The 18496-nt window shown below is 42.8% G+C and carries 17 protein-coding genes and 1 pseudogene; 14 read left to right on the forward strand and 4 right to left on the reverse strand.

The genetic code is table 11. The features are described from left to right. Positions 1 to 6: 6 nt before the first annotated feature. The gene (ftsH, locus tag LJE72_RS16485; protein WP_229248918.1) at positions 7 to 1821 is read left to right on the forward strand and encodes an ATP-dependent zinc metalloprotease FtsH; all 1815 of its coding nucleotides are present in this window, start codon (positions 7 to 9) and stop codon (positions 1819 to 1821) included. A gap of 560 nt (positions 1822 to 2381) precedes the next feature. On the opposite strand, the gene LJE72_RS16490 is transcribed toward ftsH, so the two are convergent. Further along, positions 2382 to 2579, reverse strand: a complete 198-nt coding sequence (locus LJE72_RS16490) for a hypothetical protein (protein WP_229248920.1) — start codon at positions 2577 to 2579, stop codon at positions 2382 to 2384. An 87-nt stretch (positions 2580 to 2666) separates the two neighbouring features. On the opposite strand from LJE72_RS16490, the gene LJE72_RS16495 reads away from it, so the two are divergent. Next, positions 2667 to 3329 (forward strand): HAD hydrolase-like protein, encoded by a 663-nt coding sequence (locus LJE72_RS16495; protein WP_229248922.1) that lies wholly within the window; start codon positions 2667 to 2669, stop codon positions 3327 to 3329. Positions 3330 to 3513: 184 nt separating this feature from the next. Here the strand turns inward: LJE72_RS16495 and LJE72_RS26785 are convergent. Next, positions 3514 to 3741 (reverse strand): annotated as a pseudogene (locus tag LJE72_RS26785) (hypothetical protein); the annotation flags it as partial. An 83-nt stretch (positions 3742 to 3824) separates the two neighbouring features. Between LJE72_RS26785 and LJE72_RS16505 the strand changes: the two are divergent. From LJE72_RS16505 to LJE72_RS16560, 12 genes are all read left to right on the forward strand, one after another. Beyond that, entirely contained in the window at positions 3825 to 4550 is a 726-nt protein-coding gene (locus LJE72_RS16505) for a CPBP family intramembrane glutamic endopeptidase (protein WP_229248923.1), read from the forward strand. Positions 4551 to 4565: 15 nt separating this feature from the next. Continuing rightward, positions 4566 to 5261, forward strand: a complete 696-nt coding sequence (gene cmk / locus LJE72_RS16510) for a (d)CMP kinase (RefSeq protein ID WP_229248925.1) — start codon at positions 4566 to 4568, stop codon at positions 5259 to 5261. After that, entirely contained in the window at positions 5248 to 5844 is a 597-nt protein-coding gene (locus tag LJE72_RS16515) for a lysophospholipid acyltransferase family protein (protein WP_229248927.1), read from the forward strand. Before cmk ends, LJE72_RS16515 begins: the two co-directional genes overlap by 14 nt. A gap of 90 nt (positions 5845 to 5934) precedes the next feature. Then, positions 5935 to 7926, forward strand: coding sequence for a bifunctional 4-hydroxy-3-methylbut-2-enyl diphosphate reductase/30S ribosomal protein S1 (locus LJE72_RS16520; protein ID WP_229248930.1), 1992 nt, complete (start codon positions 5935 to 5937; stop codon positions 7924 to 7926). Positions 7927 to 8195: 269 nt separating this feature from the next. Next, positions 8196 to 9350: a putative lipid II flippase FtsW gene (gene ftsW, locus LJE72_RS16525; RefSeq protein ID WP_229248932.1), complete on the forward strand. Its 1155-nt coding sequence runs from the start codon at positions 8196 to 8198 to the stop codon at positions 9348 to 9350. Positions 9351 to 9400: 50 nt separating this feature from the next. After that, positions 9401 to 10030, forward strand: coding sequence for a hypothetical protein (locus tag LJE72_RS16530; RefSeq protein WP_229248933.1), 630 nt, complete (start codon positions 9401 to 9403; stop codon positions 10028 to 10030). A gap of 114 nt (positions 10031 to 10144) precedes the next feature. Beyond that, positions 10145 to 11476 (forward strand): DUF512 domain-containing protein, encoded by a 1332-nt coding sequence (locus tag LJE72_RS16535; protein ID WP_229248934.1) that lies wholly within the window; start codon positions 10145 to 10147, stop codon positions 11474 to 11476. Further along, positions 11469 to 12800 carry a ribosome biogenesis GTPase Der gene (gene der, locus LJE72_RS16540; protein WP_229248935.1) on the forward strand — a complete coding sequence of 444 codons (1332 nt, stop codon included), beginning with the start codon at positions 11469 to 11471 and terminating at the stop codon, positions 12798 to 12800. Before LJE72_RS16535 ends, der begins: the two co-directional genes overlap by 8 nt. Before the next feature lie 3 nt (positions 12801 to 12803). After that, entirely contained in the window at positions 12804 to 13391 is a 588-nt protein-coding gene (gene plsY, locus LJE72_RS16545; RefSeq protein WP_229248936.1) for a glycerol-3-phosphate 1-O-acyltransferase PlsY, read from the forward strand. Between the two features lie 119 nt (positions 13392 to 13510). Beyond that, positions 13511 to 14524 (forward strand): NAD(P)H-dependent glycerol-3-phosphate dehydrogenase, encoded by a 1014-nt coding sequence (locus tag LJE72_RS16550; RefSeq protein ID WP_229248937.1) that lies wholly within the window; start codon positions 13511 to 13513, stop codon positions 14522 to 14524. A gap of 231 nt (positions 14525 to 14755) precedes the next feature. Beyond that, positions 14756 to 16240: a stage IV sporulation protein A gene (gene spoIVA, locus LJE72_RS16555; protein WP_229248938.1), complete on the forward strand. Its 1485-nt coding sequence runs from the start codon at positions 14756 to 14758 to the stop codon at positions 16238 to 16240. A 370-nt stretch (positions 16241 to 16610) separates the two neighbouring features. Next, positions 16611 to 16868 (forward strand): hypothetical protein, encoded by a 258-nt coding sequence (locus LJE72_RS16560; protein WP_229248940.1) that lies wholly within the window; start codon positions 16611 to 16613, stop codon positions 16866 to 16868. Positions 16869 to 17113: 245 nt separating this feature from the next. Here the strand turns inward: LJE72_RS16560 and LJE72_RS16565 are convergent, their stop codons facing one another. Together LJE72_RS16565 and LJE72_RS16570 are read right to left on the reverse strand one after the other, a co-directional pair. Beyond that, positions 17114 to 17473, reverse strand: coding sequence for a hypothetical protein (locus LJE72_RS16565; RefSeq protein WP_229248942.1), 360 nt, complete (start codon positions 17471 to 17473; stop codon positions 17114 to 17116). A 258-nt stretch (positions 17474 to 17731) separates the two neighbouring features. Beyond that, positions 17732 to 18496, reverse strand: coding sequence for a CoA-transferase subunit beta (locus LJE72_RS16570; RefSeq protein ID WP_229248944.1), 765 nt, complete (start codon positions 18494 to 18496; stop codon positions 17732 to 17734).

Below are 18496 nucleotides of genomic sequence, written 5' to 3' on the forward strand. Positions count from 1 at the left end.
AATATAATGGATGAAAAAAACCCCCCCAAGAAACCCTTGATTTATTATTCTTTAGTTGCGATGGTTATTCTTTTGTTACTGAATGCTTTGGTTTTCCCCGAGCTGATGAAGCAAAAGGTCACTCAAGTGGACTATGGCAACTTTTTAACACAAGTAGAAAAAGGATCTGTGCTTGAAGTGGAAATTCAGGATAATCAGATTGGTTTTATTGCTAAGAATGAGTCGGGTGAGGAAATCGTCTATGCTACAGGAGCGATGAATGATCCGGATCTGGTCAATAGACTTCATGATGCAGGTGTGAAATTTTCTCAGGTTATTCCCAAAGAAAATTCCCCGTTGATAAATTTTCTTTTAACATGGATTTTGCCCTTGATTTTGTTTATTGGAATTGGGCAATTGTTGGCAAGGCAGATGCAAAAACGGATGGGCGGCATGAATGCTATGACCTTCGGTAAAAGCAACGCCAAGATCTATGTTCAGGCACAGACCGGAAAAACCTTTGCCGATGTGGCAGGACAGAATGAATCGAAAGAAGCGCTTGCTGAGATTGTCGATTTTCTTCACAATCCAAAAAGGTATGCTGAAATTGGTGCGAATCTGCCCAAGGGAGCTTTGCTTGTAGGCCCTCCTGGGACGGGTAAAACTTTACTGGCAAAAGCAGTCGCCGGAGAAGCAAAGGTTCCCTTTTTCTCGATTTCAGGTTCAGAGTTTGTTGAGATGTTTGTGGGTATGGGTGCAGCAAAAGTGCGAGATCTATTTAAGCAAGCCAACGAAAAAGCCCCCTGCATTATTTTCATTGACGAAATTGATACGATCGGCAAAAAACGAGGGAACGGCGGGTTCGGAGGAAACGATGAACGTGAACAGACCCTGAACCAGCTGCTTACCGAGATGGACGGCTTTGATGGTAAAAAAGGCGTCGTTATACTTGCCGCCACTAATCGTCCCGAAACTTTAGACAATGCCCTGCTTCGTCCAGGCAGATTTGACCGTCGAATCCCAGTGGACCTTCCTGACCTCGCAGGTCGGGAGGCAATTTTAAAGGTTCATGCTCAGACGATTAAGATGGATGAGACGATTGACTATAAGGCTATAGCACGAGCAACCTCAGGTGCTTCGGGCGCTGATCTTGCTAATATCATCAATGAAGGGGCGTTGCGCGCAGTAAAATACGGCAGAACCCGTGTCAAACAAGAGGACTTAGAAGAATCTGTTGAAGTTGTTATTGCGGGTTACGAACGCAAGGGCGCTGTGATCTCTCACAAGGAAAAAGAGATTATTGCTTATCACGAAATAGGACATGCTCTGGTAGCAGCGAAGCAAACTGATTCTGCACCGGTGCATAAGATTACCATCATTCCAAGAACCTCGGGTGCACTTGGCTACACCATGCAGGTGGAGGAAGGCGAGAGAGTACTGATGAACAAGGAAGAGGCTTTTAACAAGATTGCCACCTTTACAGGAGGCCGAGCAGCGGAAGAACTGATATTCGGTACCTTTACAACCGGGGCTTCCAATGACATTGAACAAGCCACTAAGATTGCGCGGTCAATGGTTACACGGTTCGGCATGAGTAAAAACTTTGATATGATGGCTTTAGAAACAGTGAATAACCCATATCTAGGTGGCGATACTTCCCTTACTTGTTCTTCCCAAACGGCGGCCAAAATCGATGAGGAGGTTCTTGCTATCATTAAAACTGCCCATGAAAAGGCAATCTCAATTCTAAAAGAGAATACTGATAAGTTGCATGAACTGGCTCGCTTTTTAATGAATAAGGAAACCATTACGGGTGATGAATTCATGGCGATACTGTCCTGATTTCGACGATAGTGAACTCGTTTAGCTAAAGCTGAACATCGAGACTTCGGTGTGTGTGACTCTATGAAGTAAAATAAGGAACACCCACTTATAGAAGTGAATATGTTCTTGGAATTTGATAAAATGAATTAAAAACCCACAGAAGAAACAAAAACTTTTGTGGGTTTTTAGCACTCGTTAGGGATAGTCGAATGAAGATTACCAATGTTTCTTTGGAAGAAACACCTTGTTACATGTTACAATTGATTGAGGTTTTAGACAGCGGACTCCCATACGTACCAATAGCGCAGATAATTTTTCCGGACTGAGCCCATTGAACATCATTTACGGTCTGATATCAGAACGTCTAATTAATGATTTTTTTCTTGATTGCATTTTAAGATATTGAGTTGAAATCCTTTGAGTATAACTTGCATGAGAAGAGTTATTGACCGAATACGGTTTATTGGTATGATGTAAGTAGAAAACTCCGAGATCAATCTCGGAGTTTCCGTTAGCTTGATGCAGTGAAGTGTTACACTGGATTAAATTTCAAATGGAATAAAGAAATACAAATTTAGTTATTGAGGATAGGTATTGGTGGGCGTGGGATTGTCCATCATATCCATCTCATCGTCGACATCCTCATAGCAGCCACATCCTCGAGATACAATCGTGAAACCATACCTTTCAGATTTTCGTCCGAGCAAAAAGGCGACAATAAGACTAAGCAAAAAAAACATCCCATGGGTATGATAGTGTTTTTGATGAAAAAACATTTTTAAATCCCTCCTTTTGATTAGAATTGCCGCTATTGGTTAGATTCATCCGAGGAAATATTGGGAAATAGAGTTGGAGGGGTGTACATGCGTTACGATATTTTGTTGTGGGATTTAGATGGAACTTTGACAGATTCTAAAAAAGGAATTACTCGCTCAGTTCAATATGCTCTAAGTCGGTTAGATTATCCTATCCCTGAAGCGGATGACCTCGACTGGATCATTGGACCACCATTAAAAGAGAGCTTTAAGACTTTGATTCAAACCACGGATGAAACTTTATTGAACCAAGCGATCATAATTTATCGGGAGCGTTTTCGAGAAATAGGGCTCTATGAAAATATAGTTTATCCGGGAATTCCTGAATTATTGTTAGAATTAAAGAAAAAGGGTTGCAAGCATTTGTTGGCGACATCGAAGCCCAGGGTCTTTGCAGAGAAAATTCTTCAACATTTTTTACTCGAAGAGTATTTTGATGTTATTATGGGAAGTGAGTTAAATGGTCGATTTGCAGAGAAAGAAACGGTCATTGAAGAAGTTTTGAAAAAGGTACCTGGGAGTTCGTTGTCTAAAACTGTGATGATAGGAGATCGTAAATATGATGTTCATGGAGCCAGGGCTAACCAAATAGATGTTATCGCTGTAGGATATGGGTATGGGACGGTCGATGAACTTCAAGCTGCAAATCCCGATTTTATTGTTCCAAGTGTCGAGGGCTTAGGTAAGTTACTGCTAAATGATTTTATATAAATTTGGTGATTTACATATTACCCCAGAAGTCCCTGGAGACCATGGACTCCAGGGACACTTGGTCGTCCATGGCCTGCGGTCCCTTCCCGCCATCCATGGACTCCAGGGACACTTGACCGTCCATGGTCTGCGGTCCCTTCCCGCCATCCGTGGACTCCAGGGACACTTGGCCGTCCATGGCCTGCGGATACCGGACTGCAGCGTCTAGATAGACATAATTTTCGTCTCTTTCTTGTCGTACCATTCCTACGATACCATTGTCTTTTGCTTTTTCTAGGTATTGGTGAACCACAAACTGATAAGCACCCTCATCCCAGGGATCTATAAAATCAGTTACTGTATTGAAATAGGATTCTATGGGGATTTTAAGATGATGGTGATATATTTGTAAGGTTATATCCGATGATTTCATAAAAGTTCCTCCTTTTAGTTTAGTCTGGGAAAAAAACGGGAGAAATATGTGTCGACTTTAGAATGGAAGAAGGAGAGTGAGTAATGGAAAAAACTGATCTGAATTTAGATAACATTGAGCTTCCGCCTAGGGGTCGAAGATTGAATTGGGTAGATCTGGCTTTGGTTTTAGGCGGGGTCGTGGGCATATATATAACCTTGGCTTTTGGAACGTTCTGGTTACTGGAGCAGTGGCCCCATGAACGTGTTTTAATGTATCTTAATGCTTTTATGACTCAGGTGTCATTTGCCCTTTTGATCTGGACACTAAAAAAAGCCCGTCATTGGACCTGGGCAGATTTTGGTTGGCAGGGGGTGCAAGTGAGTATGATCATCTCTAGGGTCTTAGGATTATATGCACTGACTTGGGTCGTAAATATATGTTATGCTATAGCTCTTTTTAACTATGGCTTTACTCCTCCGGAAACAGATGTATACTCCAAGCTGTTAGGACAGGTCTCATGGTATACCTTGATTCTGAATTTGCTCTTAGCAGGTGTATTAGCTCCCGTTGTGGAAGAAACACTATTTAGAGGAGTTATTTTTGGAAGCTTACAAGCGTACTTTGGAAAGTGGACGGCAGCGGTAATTAGTGCCGCGATCTTTTCCGCTCTTCATTTCCAGGCCTATGGATTTCTTCCACGCTTTGTTTTAGGCATGATTCTTGTATATCTTTATGATAAATACAAATCTCTCTATCCTTCGATTGGACTGCATGCGTTAAATAACATAGTTGCTACCCTAATCGCGGCTAGTGTATTGATTGAATAAAAAGGAGCAGACGGGATGAAGAGAAGGCAACAACAGGCATTGCAAATTGCGATTGATGGCCCTGCCGGTGCGGGAAAAAGTACTATTGCCAAGATCGCAGCTAAACAATTGGGACTTTTTTATGTAGATACAGGGGCGATGTATCGAGTAATTGCTTATAAAGCCCTTAAAAACAGAGCCTCAATAGATGATGAATTTATGGTAAGCCGAATTGCTAAAAGTACAGTGGTTGTTTTTGATCATTCGGATAAAAGGATTGTTTGGTGTGACGGAGAGGATGTTACTCAGGAAATTCGTTGCCCCGAAGTATCACGTGCTGTTTCTATCGTGGCAGCCTATCCTGGGGTTAGAGAACGTTTAGTGGAACTTCAACGTATAGAAGCTGAACGCGGTGGCGTAGTTATGGATGGTCGTGATATTGGTACTTATGTTTTGCCGGATGCGGATTTTAAACTTTTTTTAACAGCAACTCCTGAAGAGAGGGCAAGGCGTCGGTGGATGGAACTCCAAAAGGGGGGAAAAGATGTGACGTACCAAGAGGTTGCCGTAGATATGGCTGAACGTGACCGCCTTGATACAGAGCGAGAAATTTCTCCGCTAAAGCCCGCCAAGGATGCGATCATCCTTGATACGACGGGGTTAAGTATAGAAGAGTTAGTTTCAAAGATTCTAGCGTTGGTGCAGGGGGGGTTGAGCAATGACGTTATATAGTTTTGCCAAGAGGATGTTTCGACTGCAATTTCGGTTAATGGGATGGAAAGTGCAAGGTGCGGACAATATGCCTAAGGAAGGCCCCGTTATTTTGGCAATTAACCATGTTAGTATGTGGGATCCTGTTGTTGCTGCCTGCAGTATTCCTCGTCAGGCCTCCTTTATGGCTAAAGAGGAGTTATTTTCCATACCTATTTTAGGGACTATTTTCTCTAAGCTGGGTGCATTTCCTGTAAAAAGAGGGCAAGGGGATATGAATGCCATTCGTCAATCTTTGAAAATCTTAAAAGGAGGAGGCGTATTAGGACTGTTTCCGGAAGGAACACGATCAAAGACTGGAGAGATTCAGAAGGGTATGCCGGGAATGGTTCTTTTAATGGAAAAAAGCCAAGCGTCTGTTGTCCCTGTAAAGGTGAGCGGAACTCGCCAAATGTTTACAAAAGACTGGGGAAAAATTACTGTTGTTATAGGGAAACCGTTGAGTGCTCAGATGTTGAAGGTTCCGGAAGGAGTGGAAAACCGTCGAGAATGGATTGCCGAGAGGATAATGCAGGCGATGATCGAATTGCCTGAAGCAAAATAGATGGTAAGGATTAAAACTAACCTCACTTAGCAGGATTTTTAGTGCGTAATAGAGAATTAGTTCTTTACGATTTTTAGGGAGGTTCTTGGTTTGAAAGTCAAACGCGCAACAAAGGCTGGATTTTGCTTTGGCGTAAAGCGCGCCCTTGAAATGGCTGAACGGACAGCGGAAACGTCACAGGCTGTATCACTTGGACCGCTCATTCACAACCAACAGGTTGTGAAACGCTTATCAGAACGCGGTATTCAAGTTGTTGAGGATTTGGACGAGCTGACAAGCCAACAAGCCTTGATTATAAGGTCACATGGTGTGGCACCGAGTGTTTATCAAGGGGCTGAAAGCAAGGGGGTCCAAGTGGTTGACGCTACATGTCCCTTTGTTCAGAAAGCCCAACGATTGGCTGCTGAGTCAGCTCAGATGGGGCAACAAGTTATTGTCATGGGAGACAAACTTCATCCTGAGGTACAGGGAATCCTTGGCTGGGCCGGAGAAGAGGCCATACCTATTCAGACGGTCGAGGAAGCTAAAGAGCTTCCGTTTTATCCTCATCTGGCAGTTTTAGCTCAAACAACGCAACTGGCAGAAAATTTTGCAGGAATTGTCGCTGAACTTAGAAATCATACTGGCGATTTGATCGTCCATAATACAATCTGTAATGCCACGGCAGAACGTCAAAAAGTTGCCCGAGAATTAGCAGAAGCGGTGGATGTTATGGTGGTTGTCGGCGGACGAAATAGCGCTAATACCCGAAAACTGGCGAGCATCTGTGCAGAACGCACAAAAACATACCTGATTGAAACCGCGGATGAATTAGAAAATGTTTGGTTTGAGGATGCTAATAATGCGGGCTTGACTGCAGGGGCTTCTACCCCAGATTGGATAATCGAGGAGGTTTTCAAGAAAATGTCTGAAATGAATGAGCAAGAAATGGAAATGTCGAGTTGGATAGATAATTGTCCGGAGCTCCATCCCGGCACGAGGGTTACCGGTACAGTGGTGAAAATTACCAGAGAAGAGATTTTTGTTGATATTGGATGGAAATGTGAGGGAGTCATTCCACTTGGCGAGCTGTCAGTGGCAAGGAAAACCCGCCCTGAGGAAGCGGTGGCGATTGGAGATCAAATCAGCGCTGTGGTTATTCGTGTGGAAAATGAGGAAGGTCATACAGTCCTGTCTAAACGAAAAGCGGATGAAGAAGGTGCTAAGGATCACTTAGAGAAAATTGCAGAAAGTAAAGAAGAGATTCAGGCAGAAGTTGTTGAGGTGGTAAAGGGTGGTTTAGTAGTAGATGTAGGGTTGCGCGGTTTTGTTCCCGCATCCCAAATTCAACTGGGATATGTCGAAGACCTCAATCAATTCATGGGTCAGACTCTTCGCTTACGTATGATTGATTATGATCCATCAAAGCGTAAAGTGGTTCTTTCACAAAAGGTAATTCTAGAAGAAGAGCGAGGGGTTAAGCGCACACAGTTGCTTGAATCCCTTAAAGAGGGGGACGTAGTGAGCGGGACGGTCAAACGGATGGCTGACTTCGGTGTGTTCGTTGACATCGGTGGGATTGATGGGCTGCTTCATATTTCTGACTTAGCCTATACTCGAATTAAGCATCCTTCGGACATGCTTAATATTGGAGATGAAGTGGAAGTCCAAGTCTTAAAGCTTGACCAACAAGCTGGGAAAGTGTCCTTAGGGCTAAAACAACTTAAAGAAAGTCCTTGGCTTCAGGCAGCTAAAAACTATCCCGTTGGGTCAACAGTCAATGGCAAAGTTGTTCGTATTACTCCCTTCGGTGCATTTGTGGGGCTTGGAGACGGCGTGGATGGGTTGGTTCATATTTCTCAATTAGCTGATCATCATGTTAATAAAGTAGAAGATGTGGTTAAAGTTGGGGATATGGTGTCTGCTAAGGTCATGGACTGTAAGCCGGAGGAAAAGCGAATAGGTCTGAGTATTCGCGAGGGGATCACAGACGCTGCTAAGGAAAATGATCAACAAGCTTTAGATTTACAATCCGAAATCAAACCATTTACGATTGGTGATGCCCTAGGAAAAGAACTTCAAACAGAAAGCCAAGATTCTTAATTAATTAGCGCTTGCTGTTACGGTAATCTCTATAAACGGCCTCAAGCTATCCCTTGTTGATGCTCTATCCTCGAACATCCTTGTTCGAGGCGGTGGCGATGCTCGTATCAACCTCTTTGTATGAGATGCCACTGCATCCGTGCATTTTAAAAAATGACTTCCTGTTTCTTGACACAGGAAGTCATTTTACTGGCATATCCGGAGGAACGTGTCTTTGTTGATATAAGATTGTGCTGACCTGGATTAAGTTTAGAAGGAAGGAGATTCAGATGGCTAAACGACAACCGAAGTTGCCTATCGATTTTCCGATATTGTATCTTACACTGGCAATTTTGGCCTTTGGCTTAATTATGGTATTAAGTGCTGGGGCGGTGCGAGGTTTCAATGCAACTCAGAACTCATATCACTACTTTTCTCAGCAAATGAAGTGGACGCTCGTTGGTTCTGTTTTTGCCATTATAGCTATAAAGATCCCGTATTCGATTCTGCGGCGCTTCGCTGGAATTGGGGTCATGGTTAGTATGGCTTTGCTTATTGCAATTCTTTTTACGGATGCAGGCGAAGTAGCTGGCGGTTCGGCCCGTTGGATCACAATTGCGGGAATCACAATCCAACCTTCAGAAATTGCAAAACTCGCCATGGTTCTTTTTTATGCACATATCCTTGATCGTTATCCAATCCAAAGAGGGTGCGAGTGGCGTATTCCATTAGGCATCCTCATACCTTCCACTGTCCTTATCTTGGGTCTTGTTTATAAACAGCCGGATTTAGGGACAACTATGGTTATTGCTCTAACCTGCGCAGTGATGCTCTTACAGACGGAACTGCCGACAAGCTGGTTCGTTGCGGCGGTGCCGACTCTGGGACTGCCGCTCCTATATTTCATCTATAATACGAAGTATCAATGGGAACGGATTTTAGTTTGGTTAGACCCTTGGAAAGATGCGATGAATAAAGGATATCAAATTACAAATGCCGAGATCGCCTTTGGTTCAGGGGGCTTGTTTGGAGTTGGGTTAGGACGAAGTTTGCAAAAGTATGGTTTTTTACCCGAAAATCATACAGACACCATTTTTGCTATCGTTGGCGAAGAATTAGGGTTAATAGGTACGATGTTCTTATTATTTCTCTTTGTATCCTTATATGCTCGGGCTTATCATGTTATAAGTGAATGCCCTGATCGTTTTGGCAGGTTATTAGGCTATGGAATAACATCCTCTTTGGCGATCCAGACGACTATCAACTTGGCAGTTGTTACCGGCGTGTTACCGGTAACCGGGATTACGTTGCCTCTGATTTCTTATGGCGGGGCCTCTCTCGTGATAACTTTAGTAAAACTTGGTCTGATCTTAAACCTCTCTAGATACCGAAAAATTGTTACTAAGGGGTCACTTGAAAAGAACCTCTCTAATATTTCTGTGTAAACCCTCTCTAAACGGGAATAATATGAAAAGGCAGGTTTAGGAGGGGTAATATGCTTTTTCCTTATGGAGAATGGGTAATTCTGTTCTTAACACTTTTAACTTGGGCGGAGAAAAAAGCCTCTAGACGATTTTTTCTCTTGTTGACAATTGCTTGGCTTATAGGAAAATGGGCTGAGATATCCATTGCTGTCACTATGCCTTGGCACTGGCATTTTGCACGTCTTGCGGTTATGTTGGTATTTTGGGTTTGGTCAATGCGACAAGCTGAACGCTGGCTTTTGCCGCTGTTTTTCACCAGTTTAATCGTTGGAGTAGAGACTCTGTTTTTTGTCAATGAACCAGGAGTATTTCCCTATGGAGAGTGGTTTTTTGCGATTGCGTTGGTTTTAGTAGCATGGTTGAGTGCTAAGTCCTTTTGGGGAACAGCCGCTGCTTTAACTGGAAGTGCGCTTCTGAACCAAGCCTTTGTCCGTTTTACCTACGACGGTATTATAAGGTATATCGCCTTGCCTAATGAATTTACTTGGAATTTTGGAGTGGGACTATTTACTGCTTGGGCAGCCTTAGCTCTAGGGTGGCAGTATTATACCGAGAGGGAGTTGGGGAGAACGGAAGCTGATCTAATACCGTCAAAAAGCTCGGGAACCTATGAACCCTCGGAGGAGAGTAAGCTTCGATAGCAGAAGTCTCAGATGCTCAGCTATAGCTGAACGTGTTCACTTGTAGTATACTTGTAAACGATTAAGGCTGAGATGATAGGCTCTTGATCTGGAATGTCAGGAGGATGAAATGTTTTGCCTAAAGGGCTTGTAGTTGCAGCGGTCCATTCAGGGAGTATCGCTGAAGAAATGGAAATTAAGGTTGGAGATCGCGTTCTGGCCGTAAACGAAGAAGAACTTAATGATATTATTGACTTTCAATTTGGCATCTCGGAAGAGGAATTCATGTTGCTTATCGAAAAGGAAGATGGTGAACTTTGGGAGCTTGATATTGAGAAGGGACCAGGGGAGTTCTTAGGCTTAGAGGTTGAGACAGTAAGTGCCGAGGGTCTGAAAAAATGCGTTAACAATTGTTCCTTTTGTTTCGTAGCTCAGATGCCTAAAGGAATGCGCCCTTCTCTTTATGATAAAGATGATGATTATCGCTTATCCCTTACTCAAGGAAGTTTTATAACCTTGTCGAATTTAAGTGAGGAGGACTTATCCAGAATTACATCTTTACATTTGACTCCGATGTATGTTTCAGTTCATGCTTGGAACCCAGAAGTGCGAACTAAACTCATGAAAAATCCCCATGCGGGAAAACTGCCTGAGCAATTTAAACGCTTTGCAGAGGCTGGAATCGCAGTACATACTCAGATTGTCTTGATTCCTGAACACAACGATGGGGACGTGTTGAAAGAAACCATTGAACGGTTAGCTGAGCTTTATCCGTCGGTGCAATCAATTGCAGTCGTACCCGTGGGATTGACTCGCTATCGTGAAAAGCTTACCTCGTTGCGAGGCTTTTCAGCTGATGAAGCACGTCAAATTCTGGATCAAGCCGAGAAGTGGCAGAAGGACTTCTTTACCCAGACAGGTCGGCACCTCGTGTACTTTTCAGATGAATTTTATGTGCTTGCCGGGAGAGAATTTCCAGAGTCAGCAGTATACGATGACTTTCCACAATTAGAAAACGGCGTAGGTATGGCTCGGAAATTTATCACAGAGATTGAAGCCGGTTGGAGCTTGCTTCCGCATGAGGTCTCAAAACGCTGTGTGCACCTTATAACCGGAACAGCAGTCCATGATCTTTTTGAATTTTGGATTAATCGTTTGATGGATCGAATCAGTGGCTTAACACTGACGATGCATGTGATACAAAATGATTTTTTTGGCTTATCGGTGACTGCTGCAGGACTGCTGACCGCCCGGGATATCGCCCGGCAATTAGGAGATCTGCAAGGGGAAGAGTTTCTTATTCCGCGTACAATGCTCAAAGCGGATGAAGATATCTTTCTTGATGATATGAGTGTGGAATGGTTAGAACAGAAGGTTAATGGCAAGGCAAGGATTGTTGAGAACGATGGACTTGCATTTTTAGAACATGTGAGTGGATATTCATTGGAGGTGGAACGCTTTGAGTAAACCTGTTGTAGCTATAGTGGGTCGGCCAAATGTAGGAAAATCTACATTGTTCAACCGCATTACGGGCGGACTGGTAGCTATTGTTGAAAATATGCCGGGAGTAACCAGGGACCGCCTTTATCGCGATGCGGAATGGCTGGGACGAAAGTTTGCTTTAATTGATACGGGAGGCATCGAATTTAAAGATGAAGGGACACCGATTTCTTCACAGATGAGAAGGCAGGCAGAAATTGCCATGGAGGAAGCGGATGTCGTGATATTCGTTGTAGATTCCCAAATTTCTCCTACGCCAGATGATGATTTAATTGCCCGCACGTTACGTCGCTCGGGTAAACCAATCTTGCTTGCTGCGAATAAAGTGGAAGATTTTGCTAAGGCAGAAGGCCAGTTATATGACTTCTTAAGTTTGGGGTTGGGTGAAGCAATTCCGATTTCTGCGGTTCATGGCATGAATACCGGCGACCTGCTTGACTTAGTAATTTCAAATTTTCCCGAGGATGATGAGGAAGAATACGATCCGGACGTCATTCGCATTTCTGTTATTGGACGTCCAAATGTCGGAAAATCCTCTTTGGTCAACATGATGCTGGGAAAAGAGCGCGTCATTGTCAGTAATGTTCCGGGAACCACTCGGGATGCGATAGACACTTCTTTTGAACACGAAGGCAAACATTATATACTTATCGATACGGCTGGAATGCGGCGTAAATCACGCATAGACGAACTAACAGAGCAATATAGTGTAGTACGTTCCCTTCGCGCAGTTGATCGCTCAGATGCAATCCTAATGCTTATAGATGCCATAGATGGGGTTACGGAGCAAGATAAAAAGATTGCCGGCTATGCAGATGAGGCGGGTAAAGCCATTATTCTAGTCGTCAACAAATGGGACCTCGTTGAAAAGGATGAAAAGACGATCAACAAATTTGAAAAGACGATACGAGAAGAATTAGGGTTTATGCAATATGCGCCGACCATGTTTATCTCTGCTAAAACCGGACAACGGGTTAATAAAATCCTGGAACTTGTGGATTTCGTGGTCGAGCAAAATTCTACTCGTGTGACTACTGCGACTTTGAACACCTTACTGAGAGAATGGATTCATTCTAATCCGCCTCCGTCAGATAAGGGACGACGCTTAAAGGTGAGGTACCTGACTCAAGTGGGAGTTAAGCCGCCGACCTTTGTTTTCTTTGTTAATGATCCGGAACTTATGCACTTTTCCTATAAACGATATTTGGAGAATCAGATGCGAAAGCACTTTGGATTTGAGGGTACTCCCATCCGAATTGTAATTCGACAAAAAGATGAAGAGAAGGAGTAGGCCATGTCACGTTACCTTATTTTTATCTTGGCGTATTGCTTGGGTGCCATTCCTTTTGCCTATTTAGCGGGCTTGTTTAAAGGGATTGACGTACGTCAGCATGGTAGCGGAAATATTGGCACAACAAATGCCTTTCGCCTTTTAGGAGTGAAACTGGGAATCATGGTGCTCTTAGGGGATTTCATGAAAGGGGCATTGTCTGCCTACCTTGGTCTATGGGCTTTTGGGCCCTGGGGAGGTATTATCGGCGGATTATTAGCAATGGCAAGTCATAGCTGGAATCCCTTTTTTGGCTTTCGGCCCAGTGGGAAAGGCGTGGCAGCCGGATTCGGAATCATTACCGTTTTGATGTGGAAAGTCACATTAATAGCAATCTCCGTGTTTATACTGGTAGTATGGTTGACACGTTATGTTTCTATGGGTTCGGTTACGGGTGCTCTTACGGTTCTAATCATGGTTTTTGTTCTTCCAGAACCGTTTGAATATCGAGTTTTTGCCGTGGTCGCTGTCTTGGCAGTACTAGTTCTTCATCGGGCTAATATTCAACGTGTTCTGAATGGAACAGAACCTCGATTTGGGGATAAGAAATAAGCGTAGACTGAGGTCCGAAGAAGTCCCGAAAGCTTGAATAACAAAAAGATTGAGATTGAGTTTGAGCGAACCACAAACTTCTAATATCGAATATCAACTATGGATACGGGGGGAAGTAAATGCCTAAGATTGCAGTTTATGGGGCTGGAAGTTGGGGAAGTGCGTTAGCAGTTCTTTTGGCGAAGGCCGGTCATCAGGTTGTGCTTGTTGGCCGCCATGCAGATGAAATGGAAAACATGAGAAATCAACAGGAAAATAAGCGATATTTACCAGGTGTTGTCCTCCCTCAAGGAATTTTCCCTACAACAGATCTCTCTTTTTTAAACGCAGATCTGGTTGTTCTGAGTGTTCCATCTCATAGTGTTCGAGAAGTTGCTCGTTTGATAAATCCATACTTGAGGGGAGGCTGTATTGTTGTCAATACAGCTAAAGGGATGGAAGAAGGAACACATTGCCGCCTCTCCGAAGTATTGATTGAGGAGTTGCCTAACAATCCGGTGGCTGTTTTGTCTGGTCCCAGCCACGCTGAAGAGGTCGGCAGGGATATGCCGACGACTGTTGTAGTTGCCTCTGATGTAGAGACTGCGAAAACTGTTCAAGACATGATGATGACTCCCAAGTTTAGAGTCTATACCAATCCGGATGTTATCGGAGTTGAACTTGGCGGGGCTTTAAAAAATGTTATTGCTTTGTGCACAGGTATTGCTGAGGGGTTAGGGTTTGGAGACAATACAAAAGCGGCTCTGATGACCAGAGGATTAGCAGAGATTGCCCGTTTAGGTGTAGCCTTGGGAGGGAATCCGCTGACCTTTGCCGGATTATCAGGTGTTGGTGACCTTATTGTGACTTGTACCAGTCTTCATAGCCGTAATCGTCGAGCCGGAGTCGCTCTCGGTCAAGGCAAGCCTTTAGAAACTGTGCTAAGAGAAGTTGGAATGGTCGTTGAAGGAGTAAGAGCGACTCGTATAGCCCACTTTCTTGGAATTGAGAAAAATATCCCTATGCCGATTACGGAGCAGGCCTATAAAGTTTTATTTGAAAATGCCGATCCGAAAATTGCCGTTGCAGACTTGATGTTGCGCGGTAAACGTCACGAACTTGAAGAAGTTGTCGAGATGAGCTGGTTAAGATAATATACATATTTTAGTGATTAGGAACATAGACGTAGAAGAGGTTGTTTAAAGGCCTTTTCTGCGTTTTTTGTTGTATTGTCATATTTGCCCCAAACAGCCAATATACTTATACTGCTTAATGTGCTAGTCCAGTTATTGGAATCCACGTGTTACTGGGAGGTGGAAGGGGAGATAAGGTGGAGGCCCTTCCCCAAATTTTGGGACAGCACTCAAAAGGGAGGGAAATTAACAATGGAAAAACTAGACATTTTCAGGGATATCGCAGAACGAACAGGAGGCGATATCTACCTCGGTGTCGTTGGGCCAGTCCGTACGGGAAAGTCCACCTTTATCAAACGATTCATGGACCTCTTGGTCTTGCCCAACATCCAAGATGCCTTTGAGCGGGAGCGGGCTAAGGATGAGCTTCCTCAAAGCGGGACTGGAAGAACAATCACGACGACGGAACCTAAGTTTATTCCATCAGAATCGGTGGAAATCGTTGTACGGGACTCGATTCACATGAATGTGCGATTGGTTGACTGTGTAGGATACAGTGTGGAAGGTGCTTTGGGGTATGATGCAGAAGACGGCGAAGAGCCGCGCATGATGAAAACATCATGGAGCGACGAGCCTATGTCTTTCCAAGATGCAGCTGAAATGGGAACACGTAAAGTAATTTCAGATCATGCAACGATCGGAGTTGTAATAACTACCGATGGATCAATCACTGATATCCCCAGAGAAGCATATCTAGATGCCGAAGAACGAGTAATTACTGAGCTTCGTCAACTAGGAAAACCGTTTGTGGTAGTACTGAATACGACTCGTCCCTATGCCGAAAACACACTGGAATTAAGCCGTTCCTTAGAGGAAAGATATGCAATACCTGTTATTCCGGTGAATTGCCTTGAGATGACCCAAGAAGATATAACACAGATTTTGGAAGAAGTGCTTTATGAATTCCCTGTAGCTGAAGTAAACATTGACCTTCCAAAATGGGTTGAGGAACTTGACCCCTCTCATGCAGTTAGAGCTGCTTTTGAGGATACAGTCCGCAAAGCAATTGACGGAGTAAGACGTCTGAGAGATATCGACCAGGCCTTAGACGCCTTGTCTGATTGCCAATACGCCCAAGATGTTCTCCTCAAAGAGATGAACTTAGGCACTGGTATTGCCAATGTAGAAATAACTGCTGTTGACGGGCTTTTTAAAACTGTCCTGCAAGATCTTACAGGGATTGAAATTGAAGGCGATCATTCCTTACTTCGTTTAGTTTTAGACTATAGTAAAGGTAAGAAGGAATGGGATAAACTGTCCCAGGCTATAGAGGAAGTTCGAATTAACGGATATGGTGTGGTTACACCACAACTAGAAGAAATGTTCCTTGATGAGCCTGAACTAGTGAAGCAAGGCGGACATTATGGAATCAAACTCAAAGCGAGCGCTCCATCGTTGCATATTATAAGAGCAGATGTTACAACCGAAATTACGCCTTTGATTGGTACAGAAAAGCAAGCGGAAGAGCTCGTGAAGTACATGCTGGATGAGTTTGAAAGTGATCCCAAGAAAGTCTGGGAATCGAATATTTTTGGTAAATCACTGCATGACTTAGTCCGTGAAGGCATCCAAAATAAACTTTATCGGATGCCGGAAAACGCTCAGAACAAGCTCCAAGACACCTTGCAACGGATTGTTAATGATGGCAGCGGAGGCCTGATCTGCATAATCATTTAACTAAGGTTCAATATTGAAGATGTTAGAAAACGGCATACTATTTGAAGAGAACGTATGGAAAGCATGCACAGTGTAGTGTGCGTATCCAACGTTCTTTTTTCTATAGTGCTTAACTATATACCTGAATAGACTAAAATTTCTAAATATTAAAATTATTATTCGTTGATTTCTTTCTTACTTCTGGATAGAATAATAGGAAAGGAGCTTTTAGGTAATTGGTAAAATGTTCTTTGAAAAGGAACACTCAATGTACTATCCTGTAATTTTATTCTTTTCAAAGGCTACTGATCAGGAGGTTTGATCCAAATATTAAATACTAAGAATTATTGAGAAATGAGCGATAAATAACATATAGAGGGAGGTGTTATGCATGGAAGTATTTTCAAAAGATAAATCAGGTGCTCTTCAAGCATTAGTAGAGTCACTCCAAAAAGGTCAGGAAAAGCGGATTAGACAGTCATTAGAATCCCTTCTTACAATTAACGCATTAGAGTCTGATCCAGAGCAGATAGAGTTACTTAAAAACTTTGCGAACAGTATAAAATTTGATCGGGAAATGTTTATTCTCGGAACAGGTGCCCAAAAATTTAGAGTTAACTTAATGAATTACTGTTATCAATTAGATTGAAGCAGAAAAGAAATCGGCAGATCGATTCTTAAAACGCTCCCTGATCAGGACGAGCAATAAAGAAAACATAGTTAAAAAAGCTGGACAAAGCGAAAGGCGGCATCCGATTTATTGTGACTCCTTAGGGAGTTCAAATAAATCGGTTATTTTTTTGTCGAGACCTCTGGTTCACTATGTCTTTGATGTTCTTGGCTCAAGAGATCGGCAGGTTAATACTAGAATATTTCTCGATCCATTTTTTAAAATTATATTCTATTGCCATCCTTATCCAAGTAGATAGGGTTAATTTCTTGTACACCCATAATTCGTTTACGCATAAGAACTTGATAGAGAGCTAACTTTAACCTGCCATCTATATGCATGGCCTCATTTACCACTAATTGAGTTTCACGCAACGCTTGCCCTACCTCGGGTGCATTAATAAGCATACTTTTCCCCAAAAAGCTAATGTAATTTCTAACATTTTTATTATTCAGGTTATCACGTACATATTCACTTTTGCGAATTACACGTATTATTTTAAATGGAATAGCAAATCTAACTAATATTATTAATAATATTGCAAGAACTATCACGGTTATATATTTTTTCGTTTCGCTATCCATTAATTACCATCCCTCCAATAGGAATTTGAATATATATTATAAAAAATAAAGCGGGCTATTATTAACAGCTCGCCCTATTAGTTTTATAAATGATTAAGTATCTCTTTCGAAATGTATTTAAATAAACATCCCTATGATTTAATTGCTTTTAGAGTTATAAATTGATGTGCATGACAAATTGATTTTGGATTAGATTAACTCCTAAAGGATAATATTTCATCATCAATGCGTCATTTGACCTTTAGAACGGGCCTGCCTTTAAACCATTAAACGCTGAGGATCTACTTTATTCAATAGAATATCCAGGATCTCCTGACTGGGAGGATCGGCTTCCACAGCTCTGCTTAAATCCATTTCGAAACCGGTATTTTCTTGAATCTGCTGCGGGGTAATTCCCTGGAAATATTCAGCCAAATACATTAGCTTAGTGTTTTGGTCAAAGCGCATAATTCCTAGCTCTGTAACCACGGCTTGTGGTCCGACTTCTGGCAGACCTGACTTCTTACGACCATCCGGTCCATCTATCCACCCTGGGCTGGTTAAATAATCAACTTTTTCACAAAAACGCCGTTTTTGATGCTTCATCATAATGACCGTATTACAATTTGTAGCAATTCCGTTAGCTCCGCCACTACCTGTGAATCTAGTCTTAGGATGCCAATAATCTCCGATGCAAGTAGAGTTGAGGTTACCATATGCATCTATCTGTGCACCACCGAGGAACCCTATATCAATTGTTTTTTTCTTATATGCATTGGCCTGAAAACCAAAATAACGAAATTGAGGCCATAAAGCGGAAGCATTGTAGGATATTCTCATATCACTTACACTGGTAGGTACCTCAATGGGGCATCCATCGATCATTCCTGTTTCAAAGCAAAGGCGTACATTAGGAGCAGTACTGTTCTTAGCCAAACTGGCAGCTACCAGTGGTAGCCCTGTCCCAACAATAATGGTAGATCCATCTTTTACTTGGCGTGCCATAGCTACCGCCATCATTTGACTACTGGAATACTCTGCCAC

The organism is Desulfosporosinus shakirovi (genome assembly GCF_020595055.1).
GTDB lineage: Bacteria > Bacillota > Desulfitobacteriia > Desulfitobacteriales > Desulfitobacteriaceae > Desulfosporosinus > Desulfosporosinus shakirovi.